The organism is Pedobacter rhodius (assembly GCF_027213645.1).
GTDB classification, from domain to species: domain Bacteria; phylum Bacteroidota; class Bacteroidia; order Sphingobacteriales; family Sphingobacteriaceae; genus Pedobacter; species Pedobacter rhodius.
The window spans coordinates 24,892-48,956 of sequence record NZ_JAPWGL010000005.1; the positions used below are offsets into that span (position 1 = coordinate 24,892).

General features: G+C 37.0%; 19 protein-coding genes. 14 read left to right on the forward strand and 5 right to left on the reverse strand.

Annotated features, from left to right (window positions below):
* Positions 1-71: 71 nt before the first annotated feature.
* Positions 72-1,691 carry a DUF4139 domain-containing protein gene (locus O0931_RS16775; protein WP_269416636.1) on the reverse strand — a complete coding sequence of 540 codons (1,620 nt, stop codon included), beginning with the start codon at positions 1,689-1,691 and terminating at the stop codon, positions 72-74.
* Positions 1,692-1,873: 182 nt separating this feature from the next.
* Here O0931_RS16775 and O0931_RS16780 point away from each other — a divergent pair, with 182 nt between their 5' ends.
* The 6 genes from O0931_RS16780 (at position 1,874) to rsgA (ending at position 10,148) form a co-directional block, all read left to right on the forward strand.
* Complete coding sequence (locus tag O0931_RS16780) at positions 1,874-3,148, forward strand: DASH family cryptochrome (protein WP_269416637.1); 1,275 nt, start codon at positions 1,874-1,876, stop codon at positions 3,146-3,148.
* A gap of 171 nt (positions 3,149-3,319) precedes the next feature.
* A complete protein-coding gene (locus O0931_RS16785; RefSeq protein ID WP_269416638.1) occupies positions 3,320-6,118 on the forward strand; it encodes a 2-oxoglutarate dehydrogenase E1 component in 2,799 nt (932 codons plus the stop codon).
* A 126-nt stretch (positions 6,119-6,244) separates the two neighbouring features.
* Positions 6,245-7,477 carry a 2-oxoglutarate dehydrogenase complex dihydrolipoyllysine-residue succinyltransferase gene (gene odhB, locus O0931_RS16790; protein ID WP_269416639.1) on the forward strand — a complete coding sequence of 411 codons (1,233 nt, stop codon included), beginning with the start codon at positions 6,245-6,247 and terminating at the stop codon, positions 7,475-7,477.
* A gap of 465 nt (positions 7,478-7,942) precedes the next feature.
* On the forward strand, positions 7,943-8,383 hold the full coding sequence (locus O0931_RS16795) for a ribosomal maturation YjgA family protein (protein ID WP_269416640.1): 441 nt from the start codon (positions 7,943-7,945) through the stop codon (positions 8,381-8,383).
* A 106-nt stretch (positions 8,384-8,489) separates the two neighbouring features.
* A complete protein-coding gene (locus tag O0931_RS16800; RefSeq protein WP_269416641.1) occupies positions 8,490-9,146 on the forward strand; it encodes a hypothetical protein in 657 nt (218 codons plus the stop codon).
* Between the two features lie 81 nt (positions 9,147-9,227).
* Positions 9,228-10,148 carry a ribosome small subunit-dependent GTPase A gene (rsgA, locus tag O0931_RS16805; RefSeq protein WP_269416642.1) on the forward strand — a complete coding sequence of 307 codons (921 nt, stop codon included), beginning with the start codon at positions 9,228-9,230 and terminating at the stop codon, positions 10,146-10,148.
* Between the two features lie 112 nt (positions 10,149-10,260).
* Here rsgA and O0931_RS16810 read toward each other — a convergent pair whose 3' ends face one another.
* Together O0931_RS16810 and O0931_RS16815 are read right to left on the reverse strand one after the other, a co-directional pair.
* Entirely contained in the window at positions 10,261-12,720 is a 2,460-nt protein-coding gene (locus tag O0931_RS16810) for a hypothetical protein (protein WP_269416643.1), read from the reverse strand.
* Positions 12,686-13,711 (reverse strand): hypothetical protein, encoded by a 1,026-nt coding sequence (locus O0931_RS16815; protein WP_269416644.1) that lies wholly within the window; start codon positions 13,709-13,711, stop codon positions 12,686-12,688. The genes O0931_RS16810 and O0931_RS16815 overlap by 35 nt, the downstream gene beginning before the upstream one ends.
* Positions 13,712-13,739: 28 nt before the next feature.
* On the opposite strand from O0931_RS16815, the gene dtd reads away from it, so the two are divergent.
* From dtd to O0931_RS16830, 3 genes are read left to right on the forward strand one after another with little or no spacing between them, the layout of a single operon-like run.
* On the forward strand, positions 13,740-14,192 hold the full coding sequence (dtd, locus tag O0931_RS16820; RefSeq protein ID WP_269416645.1) for a D-aminoacyl-tRNA deacylase: 453 nt from the start codon (positions 13,740-13,742) through the stop codon (positions 14,190-14,192).
* A complete protein-coding gene (locus O0931_RS16825; protein WP_269416646.1) occupies positions 14,189-15,730 on the forward strand; it encodes an ArnT family glycosyltransferase in 1,542 nt (513 codons plus the stop codon). Before dtd ends, O0931_RS16825 begins: the two co-directional genes overlap by 4 nt.
* Positions 15,720-16,049 carry a nucleotide pyrophosphohydrolase gene (locus tag O0931_RS16830; RefSeq protein WP_269416647.1) on the forward strand — a complete coding sequence of 110 codons (330 nt, stop codon included), beginning with the start codon at positions 15,720-15,722 and terminating at the stop codon, positions 16,047-16,049. Before O0931_RS16825 ends, O0931_RS16830 begins: the two co-directional genes overlap by 11 nt.
* 67 nt (positions 16,050-16,116) lie before the next feature.
* Here the strand turns inward: O0931_RS16830 and O0931_RS16835 are convergent, their stop codons facing one another.
* Positions 16,117-16,428 (reverse strand): DUF4286 family protein, encoded by a 312-nt coding sequence (locus O0931_RS16835; protein ID WP_269416648.1) that lies wholly within the window; start codon positions 16,426-16,428, stop codon positions 16,117-16,119.
* 85 nt (positions 16,429-16,513) lie between these two features.
* Here O0931_RS16835 and O0931_RS16840 point away from each other — a divergent pair, with 85 nt between their 5' ends.
* Together O0931_RS16840 and O0931_RS16845 are read left to right on the forward strand one after the other, a co-directional pair.
* A complete protein-coding gene (locus O0931_RS16840) occupies positions 16,514-17,071 on the forward strand; it encodes a GNAT family N-acetyltransferase (protein ID WP_269416649.1) in 558 nt (185 codons plus the stop codon).
* Positions 17,072-17,218: 147 nt separating this feature from the next.
* Entirely contained in the window at positions 17,219-17,479 is a 261-nt protein-coding gene (locus O0931_RS16845) for a hypothetical protein (protein ID WP_269416650.1), read from the forward strand.
* Here O0931_RS16845 and O0931_RS16850 read toward each other — a convergent pair.
* Positions 17,476-19,299, reverse strand: coding sequence for a tetratricopeptide repeat protein (locus O0931_RS16850; RefSeq protein WP_269416651.1), 1,824 nt, complete (start codon positions 19,297-19,299; stop codon positions 17,476-17,478). The genes O0931_RS16845 and O0931_RS16850 overlap by 4 nt on opposite strands.
* A 308-nt stretch (positions 19,300-19,607) precedes the next feature.
* Here O0931_RS16850 and O0931_RS16855 point away from each other — a divergent pair, with 308 nt between their 5' ends.
* From O0931_RS16855 to O0931_RS16865, 3 genes are all read left to right on the forward strand, one after another.
* Complete coding sequence (locus O0931_RS16855) at positions 19,608-21,413, forward strand: S9 family peptidase (RefSeq protein WP_269416652.1); 1,806 nt, start codon at positions 19,608-19,610, stop codon at positions 21,411-21,413.
* Between the two features lie 3 nt (positions 21,414-21,416).
* Positions 21,417-23,084 carry a sensor histidine kinase gene (locus O0931_RS16860; protein ID WP_269416653.1) on the forward strand — a complete coding sequence of 556 codons (1,668 nt, stop codon included), beginning with the start codon at positions 21,417-21,419 and terminating at the stop codon, positions 23,082-23,084.
* 87 nt (positions 23,085-23,171) lie between these two features.
* Complete coding sequence (locus O0931_RS16865) at positions 23,172-23,864, forward strand: response regulator transcription factor (RefSeq protein WP_269416654.1); 693 nt, start codon at positions 23,172-23,174, stop codon at positions 23,862-23,864.
* The last annotated feature ends 201 nt before the right edge of the window (positions 23,865-24,065 follow it).

Consider the following 24,065-nt stretch of genomic DNA (forward strand, 5'->3'; position numbering starts at 1 on the left):
TAAAGGTTAATGGGTTGCACTCATGTCCATTATCTATCTTCCATCATCCATTTCCCATCACCCATCTAAATTTAAAGCCCTGCTATAATCCGGCTTTTTGGTGCTTTAACCGAATAGCTTAATTTAATCGTTTTGGTTTCATTAGGTGCAATTTTTAAATTCCAGGTAAGCATACCGGTTTCTTTATTTACTGCTGCACCGCTGCTTTCTAATAATTCAATTTCAATATCACTTTCTGTGGATAATGGATATTGGTCTTTCAGCAATAATTCTATGGCCTCTTTTTTAGTGTTTCTGATTTTAATCAGGTAAGTAAATACCTGCTTTTTATTGCTTCCGATAAATTTTGTACTGCTGAAATCTTCCTGCTTTTCCTTTTTTATAATAATTTTTTTATCCCTGCCCATGCTCAAACTCAAGGTATCCTGAATACTCGCAGGGTTTATAAAAGATTTACCGGTATAAGTGCCTTCAAAAATAATATTAGCCTCACCCGCCTGAAGATTTAGCTTTTCCCAATTCGTTACATCGGCCAGTAAATACGCCTCAGCACTTAATCGTGGTGCAGCATAATATTTGTATTTCGCCGGAACATCGTATGTTTTAAAAGCAACCGTATGCGGTTTATTATCACTGTTTACATCATAAGGAATATCGATGTCGAAAGTTACCCCCAATTGCGTTTCATTTACGGTCGTGTAATTGTTTATTGTTGACGGTGATGGGGCTTTTGCTTTTGCCAAACTACTATTTCCCCTAATCATTACGACTTCATTTAATGCTTGCTTATCATCACTGATATACAAACCTGCAGCTTTTCCTTGTAAAGCCTGCGGAACTGTGTAAGCTGAAACAAACCAGGGATTCAAATTTGGTGCAGTAATGTTATAATTCGGGTTTCCGGTGGATAAAGCAAGCTTAACCTTCTTCCAGTCCAGGCCCGTATTTTGTGTTATTGCTGCTTTGTAAACAATGCCTAAAGGATTTGAAGTGCTTATGGCCTTAACATCATAACTCGCCAACCAGTTTGCATTTGGCGTAACATAAGAAACGGTATAGCTTGCTTCAGTATTTTCTTTTGCCATTAACTGCAAAACCAACTGGCCTAATTGCTGGTTCGGGTTATTTCTCAATTCGGCAATTTGTTGTTGTATTGTAGTTAATCTTTGATTTTGTTGTTCCTCAGCTAAAGTTAATGCTGAAATTTCATTTCTAACCTCCGTATTTTTGGAACGGTAATATGCTGCCAGTTTCATGAGCTCTGTAACATTGGTTCCGTTATTCGTACCGCCCGATTTTCTGTTTTCGTCCAGCAACAATAATGTTTGCTCGTCTATCGTTTTGGCGTTTTTTATTTTTATCAATTCGGCGCTAATTATTTTAATGCTGTCGTTTAGTTTTTTAATCTCCGGGTTGGCTGCATCTGTATTCAGGAAATCTCTGTTAAACTGTACGGCGAGGATGGTAACACCCGATGAAACACCAACCTGGATCGAGTTTTCATTTACCTTGCCCGAGATGTTATTGATCACAATTTCTGAAGTGCCCGCCGGTAGGTTTACTTTTCCGCTATGACCCATTTGTGCGCCATTATTATAAACCGTTACACTTTCTAATGTCGCTTTGGTTTTAATTTGTTGTTGTGCAAATACGCTCAGCGGAAATAGCAAACTAATTAGCAGTTTTTTCATTATTTTTTCTTATTATGTGTGTTAAGTACTTTGTTTACAGGAGATGATGGTTAATCACCTTATTTTCCATAATAAGCAAGGAAAATTGTTGGCGATTTGTAAATATTGTTCCTGTTTTTGCTCCGAAGAGAAAAATAAGATAGATTTGTAGTAGCGTTCTTAATACCCTTTTCTGATAAAAGATGTCTAAAAAAATTCTTGTTTGGTTTAGAAACGACCTTCGTTTGCATGATAATGAAATGCTGGTCGAGGCGATTGCTAAATCGGATGCAATTTTACCGGTCTATATTATTGATCCCCGGCTTTTAGGACCCACTAAATATGGTACTTTAAAAACAGGAAGCATCAGGGCACAGTTTATTTTAGAAAGTGTTGCTGCATTAAGGAATTCGTTAAAGCAAATTGGCGGAAATCTTTTGATTGCTGAGGGTAAACCTGAAGAAATTATCCCTTCCTTGGTTCAGGAATACGAAATCAACGAAGTTTATCACCACCGTGAAGTTGCGGAAGAAGAAACACAGGTTTCAACTTTAGTCGAAAACGGGTTATGGAAGTTACGCATCAATTTAAAACACTTTATAGGTCATACCCTTTACAATAAAGAAGATTTACCATTTCCGATAAAAGATATTCCTGATGCATTTAACCAGTTCAAGAAGAAAATTGAGCGTGATGCCATTATTAAACCTTGCTTTTTAGCACCCGACAGAATTAATGTAGCAGAAGTTATTGATTGGGGAATCATTCCGACCTTAACCGATTTGCAACTTGTTGCCCATGAAAAAGACAACCGTTCGGATTTTGAATTTGCCGGCGGCGAAACAGCAGGCATAAATACCTTGCAGAAAGTTATTGTTTCCATGCAGCAGGCAGCATCAACAAAAAATTTAATCCTGGCTTCAAAACTTTCCGCATGGCTGGCTATGGGTTGTTTATCTCCCCGTAAAGTATATTGGGAAATTAAGAAAATGGAAGGCATGCCAAATACAAAGGCTATGTTTAATCATGTTTTATTAGGGCTGCTGTGGCGTGATTATTTCCGGTTTATGTTTAAAAAATATGGAAATACATTTTTTAAGCCGGATGGGTTTGGCAGTCAGGGTATTGTTGATGAGGCAAATACAGAGGAAAACTTTAACAGCTGGAAAAACGGGCAAACCGGATTTGCCATTGTAGATGCAGTGATGAATGAACTTAATCAAACCGGTTATATTTCAAACATTGCCCGTCAAACTGCTGCATTATACCTGATTAATAACCTGGAGGTAAGCTGGGTTTTAGGGGCAGCTTATTTTGAAGAAAAACTAATTGATTATAACCCGGCGAGTAACTGGGGCAATTGGGCAAATATGGCCGGTGTGGGTAATGATCAGAAAACGAAAAGTGTTTTCGATTTAGATAAGAATATTAAAAATTTGGATCCGAAAGGGAATTACGCCTTAACCTGGGCCTCATAAAGAAATTGGCGGATTGTTCAATTGTTGGATTTCGATTTAACAAACAGGCTAAACCCATCATTTTGTTAATCCTTAAATCCTATAAATCCTGCGTAATATTTTAATCGTGTTTTTTACCATTTATATAAGGTAAAATCCTAATTTTGTAACGCTTATAGTAAACAGTTAATAATGGATAAATTATCTTATCTTAACGGCGCAAACGCCGAATATATAGAGTCATTATATCAGTCGTATCAACAAGATCCTGAGTCGGTTGAGTTTGGTTGGCAGAAATTTTTCGAAGGTTTCGACTTTGGAAGAGGATCGGAAGCCCCTGTAGTAACCGCAGAAACACCTGAACAATTTTTAAAAGAAGTTAGTGTTTTAAATTTAATCGACGGCTACAGAACCCGCGGTCACTTGTTTACACATACCAATCCGGTTCGCGAAAGGCGTAAACACCAGCCTAGTTTAGACCTGGCGAATTTCGGTTTATCTGATGCAGATTTAGAAACCGTTTTTAACTCGGGTGTTGAAATTGGTATCGGTGCCGCAAAACTGAAAGATATCGTTGCTTTCCTAAAGCAGACTTATACCAGTTCAATCGGGGCAGAATATAAATTTTTACGTACACCTGAAGTGTTGAACTGGATTCAGCAAAAAATGGAAAGTGTGCGTAACACGCCAAACTTCTCTATCGAAGAGAAAAAGCGAATCCTTCGAAAATTAAATGAAGCTGTAAGTTTTGAGAATTTTCTGGGTACAAAATTCTTAGGTCAGAAACGCTTCTCCTTAGAGGGTGCAGAGGCTTTGATTCCGGCTTTAGATTCAGTTATTGAAAAAGGTGCTGCTTTAGGCATCGAAGAATTTGTAATTGGTATGGCGCACCGCGGCCGTTTAAACGTGCTGGCCAACATCATGCAGAAAACATATAAAGATATTTTTGCTGAATTTGAAGGCAAAAGTTATAATCCTGATACCCCTTTTGGCGGCGATGTAAAATATCATTTAGGCTATTCAACAGATGTGGCTACGGCTTCAGGAAAAAGCGTTCACTTAAGTCTTTGCCCGAACCCGTCGCACCTGGAAACAGTTGATGGTGTGGTTGAAGGCATGAGCCGTTCGAAAATCGATTTCAAATATGGCGGTGACAACAGCCGTTTAGCGCCAATTTTAATTCATGGTGATGCATCAGTTGCCGGTCAGGGTATTGTTTACGAAGTGATTCAAATGGCCGGACTTGAAGGTTATAAAACCGGTGGAACCATCCACTTAGTAATTAACAACCAGATTGGTTTCACCACAAATTATAAAGATGCACGTACGAGTACCTATTGTACAGATATCGCTAAAGTAACGTTGTCGCCGGTTTTCCATGTAAATGGTGACGATCCTGAAGCTTTGGTTTATGCGATTAACCTGGCAATGGAATATCGTCAGAAATATAAAAACGATGTTTTCATCGATATTTTATGTTACCGTCGCTTCGGTCACAATGAGTCTGATGAGCCTAAATTCACGCAGCCTTTATTGTACAAAACCATCGAAAAACACCCTAATCCAAGGGAAATTTATATCGATCAGTTAACTAAAGAAGGTAAGCTGGAAGCTGGTCTGGCGAAAGAAATGGAAAAAGATTTCCGTGGAATTTTGCAGGAACGCTTAAATGAAGCTAAAGAATATGTTGCCGGAAACACAGAAGTTAAATTCGGTGGCGCCTGGGCAGATTTGCGGATGGCTACGCCAAAAGATTTTGTAACATCGCCGGTAACAGCTGTTAAAAAATCAACTTTACTGGAAATCGGTAAACGCATTACCACTTTACCATCAAACAAAAAATTCTTCAAAAAAATTGAAAAGTTATTTGTGGAACGGACCAAAATGGTTAACGAAACCAATGTTTTCGACTGGGCAATGGGCGAGCAACTGGCGTATGGTACTTTATTGTCGGAAGGCAAACGTGTTCGTTTAAGCGGTCAGGATGTGGAACGTGGTACTTTCTCTCACCGTCATGCGGTTTTAACTTTAGAAGACAGTGAGGAAGAATATGTACCATTAGCAAACATTTCCGACCAGCAGGCACCTTTTGATATTTATAATTCCCATTTGTCAGAATATGGCGTTTTAGGTTTCGAATATGGTTATGCAATGGCTAATCCGAATGCTTTAACCATTTGGGAAGCACAGTTTGGTGATTTCTTTAATGGCGCTCAGATTGTTGTTGACCAGTATGTAGCCAGTGCGGAAACAAAATGGCAACGTGAAAATGGTTTGGTTATGTTATTGCCTCATGGTTACGAAGGCCAGGGTCCTGAACACTCTTCAGCACGTATTGAACGTTTTATGGAGCTTTGTGCGGATTACAACATGCAGGTTGCCAATTGTACCACGCCGGCTAACTTCTTCCATGTTTTACGTCGCCAGTTTAAACGCGATTTCCGTAAACCATTGATTGTATTTACACCGAAAAGTTTATTGCGCCACCCGGCCTGCGTTTCAAAATTAGAAGAATTTACAGAGGGTGGCTTTAAAGAAGTGATTGATGATGTAAATGTTAAAGCTGCAGATGTAACACGTATCGTGTTCTGTAGCGGTAAAATTTACTATGAATTGCTTGAAAAACAACAGGCAGATAAAGTTAAGCATGTTGCAATTGTACGTGTTGAGCAGTTATACCCAACACCTGTCGACCAAATGGAAGCCATCAAAGCGAAATACAAAAATGCCAATGAGGTTCTCTGGGTACAGGAAGAACCGGAAAATATGGGTGCATGGCCTTATTTATTCCGCAAGCTATATAAAACCGGTTTGAAGGGTATTGATGTGATTTCAAGAAAAGAAAGTAGCAGTACAGCAACCGGTTTCGCAAAACAACATGCTAATCAGCAAGCTTATATTTTAGCTAAAGCTTTAGAAGTTCCTGTTAAAAAAGAGGAAGTAGTTGAAGCGACAAAAAAAGCAAGCAAGAAAATGGCAGAAGCCGATTAATAAAAATGACCAATTATCAAATCCTAAAGCTCAAACTTTCAAATAGCACATTAGGATTTGATAATTGATTATTGAACATTGGTAATTATAAAATTAGAAGCTAAATAAAGATATATATTAAACATTATGAGTTTAGAGATAAAAGTTCCACCAGTTGGTGAGTCGATAACGGAAGTTGTTTTATCACAGTGGTTAAAAAAAGATGGCGATGTTGTTGAAATGGACGAGGTTATTGCCGAGTTAGAATCAGACAAGGCTACTTTTGAATTAACTGCAGAACAGGCCGGAACTTTAAAAACCATAGCTGCTGAAGGCGATACTTTAGCGATTGGCGCGGTCGTTTGTAAAATTGAAGATGGGGGTGCAAAAGAGCCTAAAGCTGAAAGCGAAAAGCCAAAAGCTGAAGCTCCGGTTGCAGATAAAACTGCAGCTCCGGTTGCTGAAAAAGCATCAGGCGAAAGCTATGCTACCGGAACGCCATCTCCGGCTGCAGGAAAAATTCTTGCGGAAAAAGGCATTGATGCAGCTGCTGTGAAAGGTACTGGTATTGATGGCCGAATTACTAAAGATGATGCGGTGAAAGCGGAAAGCGGAAGTGCCAAAGCAGAAAGCCCTAAAGCATCTGCTGCGCCTGTTGCTGCTGCAGCTCCTGCAGGTGCGAGATCTGAACGTCGCGAGAAAATGTCGCCATTGCGTAAAACAGTTGCAAAACGTTTGGTTTCCGTTAAAAATGAAACGGCTATGTTAACCACGTTCAATGAGGTTAATATGAAGCCTATCATGGATTTACGTGGAAAATATAAAGATTCTTTCAAAGAGAAACATGGTGTTGGTTTAGGTTTCATGAGCTTTTTTACGAAAGCTGTTACCGAAGCTTTAAAAGATTTTCCTGCGGTTAATGCTCGTATTGATGGTGAGGAGATTGTTTATAATAACTTTGCTGATGTATCCATCGCCGTTTCTGCACCAAAAGGTTTGGTGGTTCCGGTTATCCGTAACGCAGAAAGCATGAGTTTAGCTGAAATTGAAAAATCTGTTTTGGCTTTAGCCCTTAAAGCCCGTGATGGTAAATTAACCATCGAAGAAATGACCGGCGGAACGTTCACCATTACAAATGGTGGTGTGTTTGGTTCAATGATGTCGACCCCGATCATCAATGCACCGCAGTCGGCTATTTTGGGCATGCACAACATTGTTGAACGCCCGATTGCTGAAAAAGGAGAGGTTGTGATTCGCCCAATGATGTATGTAGCGCTTTCTTACGACCACAGAATTATCGACGGCAGAGAATCTGTTGGTTTCCTGGTTCGTGTTAAACAGTTATTAGAAGACCCGGCGAGATTGTTATTAGGTGTTTAACTTATAAATCTCAACTTCATATTCAAAGCCTCGACATTTCGTCGAGGCTTTTTTGTTTACACACTCGTTATTGCGAGGCACAAAGCAATCCTACAACGCCAGTGAAATAAAACCCGCCGCATTAGGATTGCCTGCAGTCAATATAATTAAGTTAAGAGAGTAGCAAAAAATAATTGTTAGTTTGAGCGTAGTCGAAGGACAATTATTTTGTTTTCGAGTGTTGGAAAAGGTTTTCGACTACGTTCAGACTGACAGTATTTTCCTTAACTTAATTATATTGTGTCTGCGGTAGACGGGCTTCGAGCCTTGCAATGATGAAGACCTTAATTTTTGGCGATTATCTATCAGTTAGTGTCTTTCCGACCGGACTTTTAATGTTAAACCTGAGACGGCGGTGTCTGTTATAGATGTATGGATAAATAAATAACTCAGGTTTCTGTCGGTGAGACACCAACCGATAGGAGAATGGAGAAATCTTTGAAACCTTATTCCAAAGATTTCTCGGCTACGCTCGAAATGACGAAATATCTATTGATATATTTGGATATGAAACTAACCTTCAACCTAAAATTCCTCTTTGTTTTTCTTATAATTTTTATTGTAGAAATCTTAATTGCAAAATACCTGCATGATGCTTACATCCGCCCTTTCGGTGGTGATGTTTTGGTGGTGGTTTTGATTTATGCTTTCTTAAGGATATTCCTCAAAACAAATTATAAAAAGCTTGCTTTCGGGGTATTGGTTTTCTCTTTTATAATTGAATGCTTGCAAGGTTTGCATTATGTAAACTGGCTGGGTTTGCAGGATAACAAATTCTGGAGCATTGTATTAGGTACTTATTTTACGGTTTATGATTTGCTGGCTTATTTTGTCGGCTATTTAATTTGCTTGTTATTTAAAGACTAACGGCTGCCTGCAACCGTTTAGGTAATCTTTAATATCGGATAAAAACATTAAAGCTTTAAATTTGTTTAATTTTTTCAATTTCTTTAATCAGATTAGATTTACGGATATGAAGCGTTTTATTATATATTTTATTATTCTTTTTTCTGTTACTTCCTGTACATCAAATAAAAATACTGCAGAAAAATTTACAGTTCCAAAATTACCGGTAGTTTATAAACTTGATTCTTCTTATCATAAAATCAATTCAATTGATACAGTTTTAAACCTGGATGATACGACCAGGAAAATCATATTCAAAACCATTTTCATGAATGAAGATTCTATTAAGCAATATGGTTTAGATACTTTGAAGTTTCACGAACCTTTATACTATATAAATGCTGACCATAAAGTGGAGTGGTCTTTCGGTGGTATTAATTATTCTACTTTTTACAGCGATGGTAAGTTTGAAAAAGAAAAAACGAAAGCTTTTGTTGATGTTTCTTCAAAAGTAAATATTTCGACCAGCGAAGAGAACAAAAATGGTGGTGGTTTTAAAAGAAACGGCACCTATCAGGCCGGGATTTATGCCGATATTATTGCCGCCTCGAAAGTTAATGATAGTGTATTGTTTGCAATCGGTCATCCTATTTTAATACGCGCCCATGTTACGGAAGCTTATACTAAAATTGATCAGAGAGATTCTGTTTTGGAGCGAACTTATTTTGATAAAATAGATTCTGCAAAAATGATTTACCTGAAATTGATGTTTAAGAAGAAATAATCACGTTCCAAATCCTGCTCAATTCTATCTTCCATTTTACCGCTTACATCTTCTATCCTTTTCATACCTTTGTTTGCAAATATGCAGGGCTTAGTTATTAAATCTACGGGGAGTTGGTATAGCGTTTTAGCCGATAATGGCGAACGTTACGATTGCCGTATTATCGGGAAATTCAGGATTAAAGGAATTAAAACAACTAACCCGATTGCAGTTGGCGACCGGATAAAATTCGACCTGGAGAAAGACAGTAATCAAGGTTTGATTAACGAATTACTGCCACGAAAAAATTATATTATCCGCAAGTCCATTAACCTCAGTAAGCAAGCGCAAATTCTGGCTGCAAACTTAGATATGGCCATTTTACTGGTTACACTGGCTTCACCAAGAACATCCTTAGGTTTTATTGATCGTTTTTTAGTTACTGCCGAGGCTTATGATGTGCCTGCAGTTTTGGTTTTTAATAAGCTCGATTTATTCAGTAAGGAAGGATTAGAAATTCTTCAGGATTTTAAGGAAATATACCAGGCTATCGGTTATCCATGTTACGAAGTTTCGGCGTTAAAAGGCCTGAACATTCCGGTTATCCAAGATTTAATCACCGATAAAATTACGTTGATTTCCGGCCATTCAGGCGTTGGGAAATCGAGTTTAATCAATGCTTTAATACCGGATAGGGATTTGCGTACCGGTGAAGTTTCTGACTGGAGCGATAAAGGACAGCATACCACAACTTTTGCAGAAATGTTTGAATTGCCACAGGGTGGTTTTATAGTAGATACGCCGGGGATCAGGGAGTTAGGAATTATTGACATTGAAAAAGAAGAATTAGGGCATTTCTTCCCGGAAATTTTTAAGACTTCTCACGGTTGCCGTTTTAACAACTGTCGTCATGTTAACGAACCGGGTTGCGCAGTTCTGGAAGCGGTAAACGAAGGTAATATTGCCGTTTCGAGATATGAAAGTTACCTCAGTATTTACCATAATAATGATACAAGGCATTAAGTATAAAGCTTAAAGACTAAAGCTGAAAGGGCTCAACTCACTTTAGTCTTTCCGCTTTGGTCTTTGTTTTTTCGTTTTTCGTCTGTCGTCTTTCGCTTTCCGCTTAGCTTTCTTACTTTCCGGCAATAAAATCCCCCATATAGCTACACTCATTTGAGGCTGTAGCATAAAATGGTGTTTTAGAGTATTTCAATTTTAATTCTTTGAAGTAAGGGTTATGGTAATTAGCACTCAAAAAATCTTTATACTTTACATCTTTTTCATCATAATAACCGAAAGATACCGTATTGTAATTCATAATGATTTGTTTCTGCGCACATTTTGCCAGCATAAAAGTACATTTCGCCTTAAAATCTGCGTTGGTGCTTAAAGCCCTTGCTTTTAAATACCAGGCTTTAGCTGTCTGCGCTTTTTTATAATCGGCATCGTAGCCGAATTTTGGAACACTGCTGTTATCGTATGATGACCAGTCATAGCTAATTAAGAACCAACTGTTTCCGTAGTATCCTGTCTGATAAACAGCATTGGCCATTTTGTAGTAATAAAGCGCAGCATTTTTTTTGTCGTTCACCGTTAACTTTTGCAGTCGCAACATTTCTATTGCGAAAGATTTTTTAGTAATTGATTTTTTAGCAGAAACATATTTCTTTGGGAAATCGTTAATGGTTTCTATAAATGGATTGGCATACAGCTTGGTTTCGCCTTCAATTGCATACCAGTTTTCCGGGCTAAAATAATTATAATTCGATGAAACTTTACTGAACATTTGAACGGCTTTATCGTACTGATGTGTACGCAGATAGGTCGTTCCATAAAGTTCATAAAAGTCATCATTATTTAATTGGCTTAATGCTTTTGAAAGCAAACCATTCATATTATCAGTGGTTTTTGCATTTTTAAAATTTGCTAATTTCTGCATACTTTTCGGACTTAATTGTTCTTGCCAGAAGGATGAGGTTTGGTAACTCATGTTTTTGAATAATGAGTTTTCATTCAATGTTTTATATTTTAAATCGCCCTTAACCATTGCAAGTGCTGCTTTAGCAGTATCGCCCATTTTCATATAAGCTGGAGCTAAAATTTGCTGGTAAAAGTTTCTTGTGGTTAGGGTAAAACGGCTGTTTGCATTTCCGGCCCAGTTATAATAGTAGTTTTGATTTTTAACCTGTTCTTTATTTTCTTCAAAACGTTTTTCGTCAAGCCATTTAAGTGTTGGCAGCAAATCTTTTTCGTTAAATGAATTTCCCTTCTGAATATTTTTCGATTTGATTAATAAGTCGACAATTCGGTATTGGTCGCGAAGTTTATCCGGAAGTCTATCCGGATTTAAAGTTTTCAGGTAATTCGATGCGAGTAAATCTTTGTTCTCCATCCATGATAAATATGCTGCGGTTAAAGTGCCTAATTCGGGTTGGGGATATTTTTTTTCGGCGGCCAGTTTTACAGAAAAATCTCTGATTTGATTAAGGTGTTTAAAGTTTAAGTTTTGTATACTGTCTCTGTATTTTTTGCTGTTTTCACTGCCCGAAAAATAATAACTGTAACTGACCTTGGCAAGGTCGTTATCTTTAATCAGGTCTTGCTCGAGCTTATTTACCTCTCTAACCAAAAGGGCACCATTCAATAAACTTTTTGAATTGTATTGATACGTTTTTTGTAAACTTTCCAGGTCGAATTCTGAATTTCCAAATCCGTTTATTGCCCAGATATTTGTTTTCTCATCATTGTTTTTCGCGTATTTCAAAGCGCCGTTTACAGGCGAACTCGTATAATAATAATTTTTGTAAGCCTGAACCCGACGCTCCGGGTTGCTCGCAAAAACTTTAGAGAAGATATAGGCGGCTTCTTCCGGATGACCTAGTTTTCTTACAGCACCGGCATATAAGGCTTCTGCCCATCCTTTAACGGCGCTATTGATTTTTGCAGGTTTTACATACTTTTCATAAACCATTTTGCAATCTGTGTAATTGCCTGCGTAATGAAACATTCTGGCCGATTGATAAGCATAACGTAGTTTCAGGAAATCATCTTTTTCTGTGGTTGTCAGTTTCAGCGCATCTTTAGCTTTGTTTTCCATTGCTGCAGAATCCCTTGGTTCAGGGTTCCATTCATTCCAGCTTACATTTGCCAGTGGTTCGCAGTCCTTCGCAAATGAATAATAATTTAACGCTTCTTTATTTTTTGTTAATGCCAGCAAGAAGGCGTTTTGATGCAGGCTATCCGGTAATTCACTTATCGATTTACCGGTGTACTCCGAAAGTTTTACACCAGTTGCACTATCTGTCTTGTACATTACTTTGTAAACATCTTCTTCTTTTACATCAAGATACTTCGCCCATTCCCTGCTGTTTATATCCGCTTCATTTTCAACATTATCTTCACTGTACAGATAAGCCATTTCAGTAAATGCAAAGGAAGTATATTCATCACCCGGTGTATTATTATGAAAATAGGAAACATAATAATCGTATGGATCTACTTCTCCGCCACAAGCTAAATTAACTGCAATTTCACCAAAATAGGCTAAAGAGAAAGCACTAAAAATTATCGATAACTTTTTGAAGGTCGTCATGTTTAAATGTTTTTAAAAGGTCGGTGTCGAGGTGATAGAAGACAAGATTTCGTTCTTCTGATTTTAAATATCGGGATAAAAATTCAGAAGATACAAGCAAATTATTTAAAGAAATTTCTTCCCATCTGATGATGTCACCATTTCTCAACCCCGCCTGGGGGTAATCCATTAACAAATCATAAAGTATAGAATTTCCCCTTCTTCTGAAAAGCTTTTTGTCGCTTAGCTGTACTTTACTGATGTGCTTTGAAATGCCTGCATATTTTTCTTTTCTGAAAACAACAGCCCAGCTAAAAAGTGGCAGGGCTACATCCATTTTTAATGGATAGTTTTCTAACCCGTTTTTAAGATAGGTTTCCATTTCATGCATATCCAAAATGGAATTCTGCCCGCCATATTTTCGCAGATTACCCATATTGTAACACATGAGCATCACTTTTTTTACCGGCGGGATACCACTCGAAACCAGGTTTTTAACCTGGTGCAATCGTAATGTAACAGAGACTTCTTTACCTTTAAGTGAAGCATTTGACTGAAGCTGTTTCAGGAAACTGAAATATTTATCTCTTGTGGTTTTTGTCCAGTCACAGTCTATTTGAAGTTCTTTAAAGATTTTTTTACCGGCCTGATTTACTTTTGCGTTAACAAATTTTGAAATGCGGTTTGCAAGCAATTTGCTTTGCGCTTCGGTTAGGTTATTAAAAATGTTGTTAACCAGGTAAACCACCGGAATAATTTCAGTCTGCTTTGGTAAAGGATCATCAAAAGTTATCGGCGAAACAGGAACAGGTTCGTATGTGTCGGGATTTATATCTACATCCATAATGCGGACATACAAAGATTTTGCTTTAAAATCTTCCAGGTATTTGGTTTCCGGTTTTTGATTTTTATAAACCGTTCGCCAGAAATAAAAGGTCGGATGCACGGCAAACTTAGGTTTACAAGCGGTAAACAAAAGTGCAGTAATTAGTAAAATACTTATCTTGCGCATATTAATCTGATTCTCAAAAGTAGTTAAAATGCGTGCAGTTTTACAAAGAGTTACACAGGCAAGTTGCGTTGTAGAGGGAAAAATAACCGGCCAGATTGAAACAGGGTTTTTAGTTCTTTTAGGTTTTGAGGATGCTGATACCATAGAAGATTTAGACTGGCTGGCGAAAAAGATTATCGGTATGCGGATTTTTTCTGATGAAAACGACTTGATGAATAAAGCCCTAACCGATGTTAACGGAAGTATTCTTTTAATCAGTCAGTTTACATTGTTCGCTTCTACAAAAAAAGGAAACCGGCCTGGCTTTACAAAAGCAGCCAGACCAGATATTGCGATTCCACTTTATGAGAAAATGGTTGAGAAATTATCTTCGCTGCTTGGAAAAAAAATTGAGACCGGAATTTTCGGTGCAGATATGAAGGTCAGTTTGGTAAACGATGGGCCAACCACCATTTTGATTGACACCAAAAACAAAGAATGATGAAAAGCAGGTATTCTGGTTTAGTTGAAACATGTTCCCTTTTAGCATTCATCCTGCTGAAATTTATTTTGAGTTACGTTTTGGTTAATTCTGTTTATGAACTCCATCGCGATGAGTTTTTGCATTTAGATCAGGCCAATCACCTTGCAGCGGGTTTCACTTCTATTCCGCCATTAACTGCTTTATGCTCCTTAATCATAAAATTTCTCGGCAATGGCATTTTCTGGGTAAAGTTTTTCCCGGCCTTATTTGGCGCCGGAACCATGGTTTTCGCCTGGTTAATTGTAGATAAACTTAAGGGAAGTTTTTATGCGAAATGCCTGGTGGCTGTGGCCTTTATCTGTTCTGTTTACATCAGGCTTAATATTCTATATCAGCCAAATTCTTTTGATGTTCTGGCGTGGACGGCCATGTTCTACTATCTGATAAGTTATTTTGAAAATAATAAGCCAAATTATCTTTATCAATTTGCCGTTTGGACAGCCCTTGGGTTTTTAAATAAATACAATGTACTGTTTCTTATAATGGGACTGTTGCCTGCAATTTTGCTAACGCCCAAAAGAAACGTTTTTACCAGCAAACATTTATATTTTGCAATAGTACTTACTTTGCTAATTATTGCTCCGAATGTTATCTGGCAAATCAAGCATAATTTTCCTGTGATAAGCCACATGAAAGAACTTGCCGAAACGCAGTTGGTTAACGTAAAGCGGGCTGATTTTTTTAAAGAACAAATTCTTTTTTTTATTAATGATATTTTTCTGCTTCTGGCGGCCCTTGCAGGTTTTGCTGTTTACAAACCCTTTAGAAAATACCTTTGGGTAATATTAACTTTCATTTTTACCTTACTTATTTTCAGCTATTTTAAAGCGAAATCGTATTATGCTCTAGGTTTATATCCGGTTTTACTGGCTTTTGGAAGTGTTTACATCAGTCAGGTTATGGGGAAGAGAATTTTGCTATCCTCATTGCTGATGGTGTTTATAATTGGTTCTTTTGCTTATATCGTTCCGATTATGATGCCGGTTTATACCCCTGAAGGCATCATTGCAAATCATAAAATGTATGAGCGGGTTGGTGCTTTGCGTTGGGAAGATGGAAAAAACCATGATTTGCCGCAAGATTATGCCGATATGCAAGGCTGGAAAGAACTCGCCGCAATTGTGGATGCCGCTTATGCAAAAGTTAAAGATAAATCGGCTTTAATTGTTCGTGCAGATAATTATGGTCAGGCCGGCGCAATTAACTATTACTCGAAATATAAAAACATTAATGCAGTTGCCTACAATGCCGATTACCTGTATTGGTTTAAAATGGAAAAGCCAATTAAAGATTTGATTTTAATTGAAAGTTCTGGGGATGAAGATCCTCAAAGAAAAAAAGAACAACCATTATTTGAAAAAATTACAAAGATTGGGACCTTAAAAAATCCCTACGCCAGGGAAAAAGGCGCCACGGTTTTCTTGCTAGAAGGGGCTAAAATAGATGTGAACCGCATCATAAAATCAGAAATAGAAGAAGAAAAATATGACCATTAAAGAAGCGCAGGAAGCTGTAGATAACTGGGTTAAAACCACAGGGATAAGGTATTTTAACGAACTGACCAATACAGCTATCCTGATGGAAGAAGTTGGGGAAGTTGCCCGGATTATGGCCAGAAAATATGGTGAGCAGTCTTTCAAAAAAAGTGATGAAGATGTAAACCTGGCCGATGAAATGGCCGACGTGCTATTCGTCTTAATTTGCCTGGCCAATCAAACAGGTATTAATTTAACCGAAGCACTGGAGCAAAACCTGCAAAAGAAAAGCATCCGAGATGCAGACAGGCATAAAAATAATAAGAAATTGAACCCCTAAATCCCCTAAGCGGTTTTCTTTCCATCGTGATTTATCAATAATTGGTGTGAGCCTTCATAAGCCCCCTTCAGGCGGTTGGGGGTACAAACTCCATTAAAGTTCGGTAAGCTACAAAGCGATTTTTGAACTTATCATTTAAATCCTGCTGTAAGGCAGGTGCATAAATTTCCTGGTATTGATTATAGTTTTCTAAGCTTTCTGCAACATATTGCGCACAATAGGTAACACCTTCGTTTGGCGAATCCAATACTTTAAGTAATCTGTGCGAAACAAACATTCCGGTTGCCATCACCTCGGGAATATGAATTTCTGTCATCCATTGCAACCATTCTTCGGCAGCTGCATCATCTAAAATTAAAGTAACGTTGTATAATAACATAATGCAAAGATAACAAATATGATTATTGTGTTTAAAAATCAACATGTCATTTTATTTAACAGCGGAGGTTATTTAATTTAGCCTGATGATTGTAATAACAACTTCATCAACCAGAAAGGATTTAGAAGGAATTCTGGCACTTCAACGGCGTAATCTTTCTGCTGGATTATCCGCAGAAGAAAAAGAAAACCAGGGTTTTGTAACGGTTGCACATGGTTTGGCTGATTTAGAAAAAATGCAATCTTATGAGCCGAATATTATTGCTAAAGATGGCGAAAAAGTTATCGCTTACGTGCTGGCAATGACAGAAAAATCAAAATCAGATATCCCGGTTTTGATTTCGATGTTTGATGGATTTAATCATATCAAATACAAAGGAAAAGCAATTGCCGAATATAAATATTTAGTGGTCGGACAGGTTTGTGTAGATAAAAACTACCGTGGGCAAGGTCTTTTTGATAAATGCTACCTGGAGTATAGGGAATACTTTGAATTGGATTATGATTTCGCAATTACGGAAGTGGCAATAATTAATCAACGCTCTATGAATGCCCACAAAAGAGTTGGCTTCGAAGAAATCTATACAGCAAAAGACCTAACTGGCCTGGAATGGAGCGTTGTCATCTGGGATTGGAAAAAATAATTACAGGTTAAAATATTATTTATTTTTCGGAAAGCCATAAATTTTTCGAACTTAGAGCTTTAAGCGCAAAATAATCTTTCACCCTTCATGAAAAACTTTCGTTTTTATAGATTTTTCAAAGCCTTTATGATCATTGGTTTTTTAACAATGGTTTGTTTTTTTGCTTTCGCATCAGAAGACAGGCATGTATTTGCAAGTAATTTGTTTTTAAGAACCCTTGCTGATTTATATTCTATTTTCCAGTTTCCAACCCACACTTTTTTATTTAGCTTTTTAGGTGCGCACCTTTGGCTGTACTTTTTAGGTCTGGTATTTAATTGTGCTTTTTATGCATTTATTATCGAGTTTGGTATCGCAGCTGAAACCACATATAAGGAAAATAAAAAAAAGCAGGAAACAGAAAATTAAATTCCATCGCCACGTAAATTTCTAAACCTTTTTCTGGCTTCAGCGCTGAACATACTTCCGGGATAATCTGTTATTAATTTCTGAAAATAAATTTTTGCCTGTGCAATATCATTTAGTTTCTTTTCATAAATATCAGCAAGTGTAAATAAAGCATCGTCTGTCCAGATGCCATCTTTAAACTCATCAATAACTTTTTTAAATATATCTGCTGCTTTTTGGTACTCATCAGATTTGATGAAGATTTTCGCTTTACTCATCATTATGGCATCACCCAAAGAATTTTGCGGAAACGCAACGGAAATGCTATCCAACTTCTGTATTGATCGTTCCGGTAAATTCCTGAATAATAACATTTCCGCATCTGCATACATTTTTAAAGCACTGCTGTCTGTTGGTGTTTGCGTATTATCAGAAATTAATAAGCTTAAGTTCAAAGCATCATTAGCAATGAGCTGAGAGGTAGCTGCTTTTAATACCAGGCACTGCCCGTTGCTGTAATCAAAATTACCCTGATAGAAAGACAGTTTTGCGCTTTTAAAACGCGCTTCGTTACCGATAGACTGACCTTCAAATTGTTTGCTTACCTGTTCATAAACTAAAAATGCTTCCCATGGCTGTTTAGTAAGGATATAGATATCACCTAAATCCAATTTAAGCTGACCAACATCCAATGCATTTATCCCCGGCATTTTAATCGCTTCTTCTAAAGCAATTTCAGCCTTTCCCGGTTGATTTAGATAATATGCCTGCAATGTAGCCCACTTCTTTATTGCAAATAATGTCGTTTTGTTTTTGCCGTTTTCATCCAGTAAAACCTGGTAATCTTTGGCAAGTAAATCTAAATCAGCAATGTTGTATTTTCCTTTGGTCTGGATGCTGTATTTCGTATTAAGCAGCTCAATTTTGGCGGGCAGATAGTATTGATTTTCTTTTCCTTTGGTTAATAAATATTCGTAAGCCTTAATTGCCGTATCATAAGCGCCATTATCTACAAATGTGTAAATCGCATTAAACAAAGTTCCTCCATCAGCTTTTGTTCTTTTATCAAATGCTATCAACTGGCGCAATGCCATATCGTATTCTTGTTGTTGAATATAATTCCAGGTTAACAGTTGAATGTAAATTTCTGCATCCGGTTCTTTTTGGATTTTTTTCAGAATACCAGTTTGAAATGTTTGGTAGTCAGTTTTATCCTCAAAAATCATAGATAATACGGCCTCTGCCTGTGGTAATAATTGCGGAGTCGAAGGTAAAATGTCGAGGTATTCCTGCATCAGCATCGGTTTATCTTTCTTAAACCTGTAAATATTTAACAATTCAAAAGCAAATGCTTTATCGTTATCCAATAGCTTTCGCCCTTGTTTAAATGTTTGAATGGCATATTCATAATTTTCAAAACGGTAGAAATTATTGGCGAGCATTCTGATTTTGAATTCATCTTTTGGCAGTTTACCAATTGTTTCGTTAAAAATTTTGTTTGCAGCAGAAGCATCGCCTTTTTCCTGGTAAAGCTTTCCTAAAGCAATTTCATAAATTTCTGTCTGAGGCGATTGTTTGATTTGTTTTTTTACAATTTTCTCGGCTGTATCATATTTTTTTAATTTCAGCAGGGTATTAAAATAGATGTCGAAATAACCTTCATTATTTGGATTTGCGAAAAGTTTCTCAAAAATTACGGCTGCTTTTTCATATTCACCGTCCTGGTAATATTGAATCGCTAAATCACCTTCATCGGCGGCTAATGGCCTGTTTTGCCGAAAATTTTGTGCATTCGCCTGACAACAGAAAAATAAAAATACAACTATAATAAAGCGATTCATAAACCTAAATTATAAGATTTAAATGTAACATTTTAATACATCTTTCCTGAAAGTATAACTGCATATAAAACGTATTTTAAATGTTACCTGTATTTTATTTATGTCTTTATTTTAAATACTAAATTGGAAGCACATAGGTTGAAAGATAACCTTAGTAACATTGTTAATGTATTTGGCCGTTAAGCCAGCAGGTTGTTATATTTTTGTTTTCCTGTTAGAGATTTTTTATGTTGAAAAGGTTCATTCTATTCATTTTAGTCGCTGCTATTTGGTCCTGTAAAGGAGCCAATGAAGAGAAAACTATACCTGTGGATAACTTTTTCAGAACCCAGGATAAGGCTTATTACCATGTTTCTCCGGATGGAAAAGCGCTGTCGTATCTCAAATTACAAGATAAAAAACTCGATCTTTTTATCGAAGATATTGAAACCGGGACGGTAAAACAGCTTACCCATCTTAATGAGAAAAGTATTAGTTTTTACTTCTGGACAAGTAACAATGAACTGATTTATTACACTGAAGATGAATCGAAAGAACGTAAAACGGATTTATTCGTTGTTAGTAAAGATGGCAACAGCCAGAAACAATTAAGTTCTAACGAAAAAAATAAGGTCAGGGTTATTGAAGATCAGCTCATTGACGACAAGTACATCATTGTGGCTTCAAATAAAAGAGACTCTACTGTATTTGATGTATACAGGCTTAATGTTCGTACCGGGAAAATGGATATTGCGGCTAAAAATCCTGGTAATATTACAGAATGGGTTACCGATAATAAAGGGATTTTAAAAATTGCGGTGGCCAGTGATGGTGTAAATGAGACATTACTTTACCGCGAAAACGAAAGTTTACCATTTAAACCGGTAATTACAAATAATTTTGAAACAACGCTTCAGCCTGTGGCCTTTTCAGAAAATGAAGCTGACGTTATATATGCGATTTCGAATGTAAATCGCGACAAGAATGCACTGGTTGCACTCGACTTAAAAACAGGAAAAGAAAAACAGGTTTTGTTTGGGAACGATACTTTAAACGTAGTGGATGCCAAGTATTCGAAATCCAAAAAGAAAATGGTGTTTGTGACATGCGAAACCTGGAAAAAAGAAAAATTTTACCTTGATGACAGTACAAAAATAAGCTATGCAAAAATAGACAGGCTCTTGCCCAATACCGAATGGCGTATTATGGATAAGGATAAAGGCGATAATGTGTTTGTATTGAGGACTTATACGGATCGAAATCCTGGTTCTTATTACCTGTATGTTTCAAATGAGAATAAGCTTAAAAAACTGGCTGATATTAATCCGTCTATCCGGGAAGAGGATATGTGTGAGATGAAGCCAATCAGTTATAAAAGTAGAGATGGATTAACCATTAACGGTTATTTAACGTTGCCGAAAAATAAAAAAACAACAAGTTTACCGGTCGTTGTTTTACCACATAATGGCCCCGGCGGAAGAAATATATGGGGTTATAATGCAGATGTACAATTTCTGGCCAACAGGGGCTATGCGGTTTTGCAGGTAAATTATCGTGGTTCGGGCGGGTATGGCAAGTCTTTTTATGCGGCCGGTTTTAAAGAATGGAGCGATAAAATTCAGGAGGATGTAAATGATGGTGTGAGGTGGCTGATTAGCAAAAAAATTGCAAACCCTAAAAAAGTAGCTATTTATGGCAATGGTTTGGGCGGTTTTATTGCCTTAAATTGTTTGTATAAAAATCCCGATATTTATAGCTGCGGAGGTTCTAATTCAGGTGTAATAAGTTTGTTTAGTTATTTAACAACTATACCTCCCTTCTTAAAATCTAATTTGCAGATGTATTACGAAATCTTTGGAAATCCTGAAACGGACACCGATTATACCCGGTTTGCTTCACCTGTTTTTCATGCAGACCGGTTTAAAGCGCCTGTTTTTATCGCTCAAAATCCTAAAGACCCAAGGGTAAATGTTGCACAGGGCGTTCAGTTTGTAAAGGAGCTTAAAAAAAGAAATGTTCCGGTAACTTACATTGAGAAAGAAGAAGGGCCGAATCCGGTTTTGCGCCAACAGGGAAGAACAGCTTTATATAAAGCACTTGAAGCTTTTCTTCAGGAAAACCTGAATAAAAAATAGCTTATGCTTCAGCAGAAGAAAAGTGGTTATCGCAAGAATTTTTCGTTGAGTGTTGCTTTTATTGCACTCATTTCCATTCTGTTTATTCTATCGCTGTTCCTGGCATTTAACTACAGTAAAAAATCTATAGAAAACGAATTTGTATCCGAAAAGGTTAATGTTTTAGAAGAAAGCATAAAGCCCTACAATGAGTTTTTTCAAAATGAAATGCCGGAAGTATCTTATTACAATGGTTTTTTAGATTCAGCAACAGCTTCAAAATTTGTTGACACCATAACCAATAAATTTCCATTTATAGCAAAAGTGATGTTTTATGATTCGGAGGTAAAAAATATACCCGTTCGGGATGGCATGAACGCAGGTCACTTTTCCATCGGCCCTAAATCTATATTTCAATTTGGCAGAACGGTAAAACCTGATTCAGTAAAACTATTTTCAGAAGCTGATACCAGATCATTTAAGGTGGATGATGATTTTAACGGAATGGCTCTTAAACTGGTTCGTTTTATAGATAAACTCGACACAACATCTGTACCAACGCAAGAACAGTTATTTACGAATTTTTCTGTTGTCCTTTCCAACAAAATTACCTACCTCAATATTCCCCGCCCCGAGGACTTAAAAGTTTATAAAGACATGCTGCAAAGGCGGTTAAATCCGGCTCCGGTTTATCAGCAGGATATGCTGGTTTTTCAGCTCGATCCGAATAAGATTAAAATAATAAATACCAGGCCATTATTATATGAAACCATTCGCATTGAACCGTTAACCTATGATCCGATTGATACTTCAGATGAAAATATTGCAACTGAAATTGCGTTGCCAGGTGCATTTTCAGATTTTAAATTGTATTTCATTTCTTCAAAATCTTATATCAAAAAAGAAATATTTATTTATTTCCTGCCTATCGCTTTGGTGCTTTTGCTGGTTTATGGGGTGTTGTTATTGGTTGCCTTTTTAATCTATCGTAATTTAAATATCAATAGTAAAATGTTTAAGCTGCAGTACGATTTCGTAAACAACTTAACCCACGAATTTAAAACGCCGGTTAGTGTTATAAAAATTGCGGGAAATAACATAAAAAGTGCTTCCGTTCTCAGTGCTAAAGAACAGCAGCTCTATGGTAAAATATTGGATGAAGAGGCCGATAAGTTAAATGGTTTAATGAACAAGCTGCTGGCTTTTACCCAAATTGAAAATAAAGCCATCAAACTTAATCAGGAGGAAGTAAATATTAATGATTTTATTGAAAGTACAATTGAATCACATACGTTAAAACATCCGGATTTTGAGATTACCCATGAAGTGGTTGGCTTTAAAACATTTACAACAGACCCAGTTTTATTGGGTAGTTTATTCGATAATCTGGCAGAAAATGCTTACAAATATTCAAACCCCGGAAACAAAAAGTTAAACATCAGTGCAAAGCTGATAAAAGGTGTACTGGTATTTCGCTTTACAGACAAAGGCATCGGAATTCCTTCTTCTGAATTAAATAATATATTTAAAAAGTTTTTCAGGATTCAGAATGAATATAACCAAATGGGAAGCGTTGGCTTAGGTTTGGCATTCTGCAAAGAACTGGTTAACTTTATGCAGGGCGAGATCACGGTAAAAAGTAAAGTAGGCGCGGGTACTGAATTTAAGATTGTACTGCCTTATAATAGTTAAAAATTGAAATGTTAAAATGTTGGAATGTTAAAATGTTGCCGTGCAACTTTACAACTTTCAACTTTACAACCTTATAACAAAACACAAATGTCTAAAGAAGTAAAAATATTAATTGTAGAGGATGATGAAAATCTCCGCTTTTTAGTTGCACATAGATTAAAAACCGAAGGCTATAATGTGCTAGAAGCCAATGATGGTGAAGCGGGTGAAAGAATGATTCTTGCCGACCAGCCTGATATTGTTTTGTTAGACTGGATGATGCCCGGAAAACAAGGTGCTGAAGTTTGCGAAAGCGTTCGTAAGCAGGGCTTTGAAAATCTGATTATCATGATGACTGCAAAAGCGCAGGATGTAGATAAAATTGATGCGTATAATTTCGGTGCATCGGATTACATTACAAAGCCATTTAATATGGATGTTCTGGTGGCCATGCTGGAAAGTAAAGTGAAATTCATCGTAAATAAAGATACCGCTGAAATTCACCGCTTCGGTAATATGGAACACCATCCGAACATTCATACTTTATTCAGAGATGGAAAGAAAATTGAATTAACGATTTTGGAAAACCGTATCCTGCTTTATTTCCTGCGTAATCCCGGTAAAGTAATTAACCGTGATGAGTTGATGCTGGTGGTTTGGGGCTACAACTCTGACGTAAATACCCGTACCTTAGATATGCACATCGTTCGCTTGCGTAAGAAAATAGAATTGAATCCTGACAATCCGCAATTGTTGCAAACGGTTAGGGGAGTAGGCTATCGCTTTAATGCAGGGCAGTAAAGTTGTCATTCTGAGGGATAATTAATTTTATAAAAATAAATGACGTTAATTAATAAACTTCGTCATTTCGACCGCGGTGGAGAAATCTTTGGACTCGTAATTTATTATTCAAAGATTTCTCCATTAGCTGCGCTTCATCCGATAGCTATCGGATCGAAATGACGACTTGAGCAAAACTGGCACATACATCGATGGTAATTT

Excerpts from the sequence above, each read along its gene's own strand:
- O0931_RS16775 (WP_269416636.1), bottom strand. The coding sequence starts at position 1,691 with ATGAAAAAACTGCTAATTAGTTTGCTATTTCCGCTGAGCGTATTTGCA.
- O0931_RS16780 (WP_269416637.1), top strand. The coding sequence starts at position 1,874 with ATGTCTAAAAAAATTCTTGTTTGGTTTAGAAACGACCTTCGTTTGCAT.
- O0931_RS16785 (WP_269416638.1), top strand. The coding sequence starts at position 3,320 with ATGGATAAATTATCTTATCTTAACGGCGCAAACGCCGAATATATAGAG.
- odhB (WP_269416639.1), top strand. The coding sequence starts at position 6,245 with ATGAGTTTAGAGATAAAAGTTCCACCAGTTGGTGAGTCGATAACGGAA.
- O0931_RS16795 (WP_269416640.1), top strand. The coding sequence starts at position 7,943 with ATGGAGAAATCTTTGAAACCTTATTCCAAAGATTTCTCGGCTACGCTC.
- O0931_RS16800 (WP_269416641.1), top strand. The coding sequence starts at position 8,490 with ATGAAGCGTTTTATTATATATTTTATTATTCTTTTTTCTGTTACTTCC.
- rsgA (WP_269416642.1), top strand. The coding sequence starts at position 9,228 with ATGCAGGGCTTAGTTATTAAATCTACGGGGAGTTGGTATAGCGTTTTA.
- O0931_RS16810 (WP_269416643.1), bottom strand. The coding sequence starts at position 12,720 with ATGACGACCTTCAAAAAGTTATCGATAATTTTTAGTGCTTTCTCTTTA.
- O0931_RS16815 (WP_269416644.1), bottom strand. The coding sequence starts at position 13,711 with ATGCGCAAGATAAGTATTTTACTAATTACTGCACTTTTGTTTACCGCT.
- dtd (WP_269416645.1), top strand. The coding sequence starts at position 13,740 with ATGCGTGCAGTTTTACAAAGAGTTACACAGGCAAGTTGCGTTGTAGAG.
- O0931_RS16825 (WP_269416646.1), top strand. The coding sequence starts at position 14,189 with ATGATGAAAAGCAGGTATTCTGGTTTAGTTGAAACATGTTCCCTTTTA.
- O0931_RS16830 (WP_269416647.1), top strand. The coding sequence starts at position 15,720 with ATGACCATTAAAGAAGCGCAGGAAGCTGTAGATAACTGGGTTAAAACC.
- O0931_RS16835 (WP_269416648.1), bottom strand. The coding sequence starts at position 16,428 with ATGTTATTATACAACGTTACTTTAATTTTAGATGATGCAGCTGCCGAA.
- O0931_RS16840 (WP_269416649.1), top strand. The coding sequence starts at position 16,514 with ATGATTGTAATAACAACTTCATCAACCAGAAAGGATTTAGAAGGAATT.
- O0931_RS16845 (WP_269416650.1), top strand. The coding sequence starts at position 17,219 with ATGGTTTGTTTTTTTGCTTTCGCATCAGAAGACAGGCATGTATTTGCA.
- O0931_RS16850 (WP_269416651.1), bottom strand. The coding sequence starts at position 19,299 with ATGAATCGCTTTATTATAGTTGTATTTTTATTTTTCTGTTGTCAGGCG.
- O0931_RS16860 (WP_269416653.1), top strand. The coding sequence starts at position 21,417 with ATGCTTCAGCAGAAGAAAAGTGGTTATCGCAAGAATTTTTCGTTGAGT.
- O0931_RS16865 (WP_269416654.1), top strand. The coding sequence starts at position 23,172 with ATGTCTAAAGAAGTAAAAATATTAATTGTAGAGGATGATGAAAATCTC.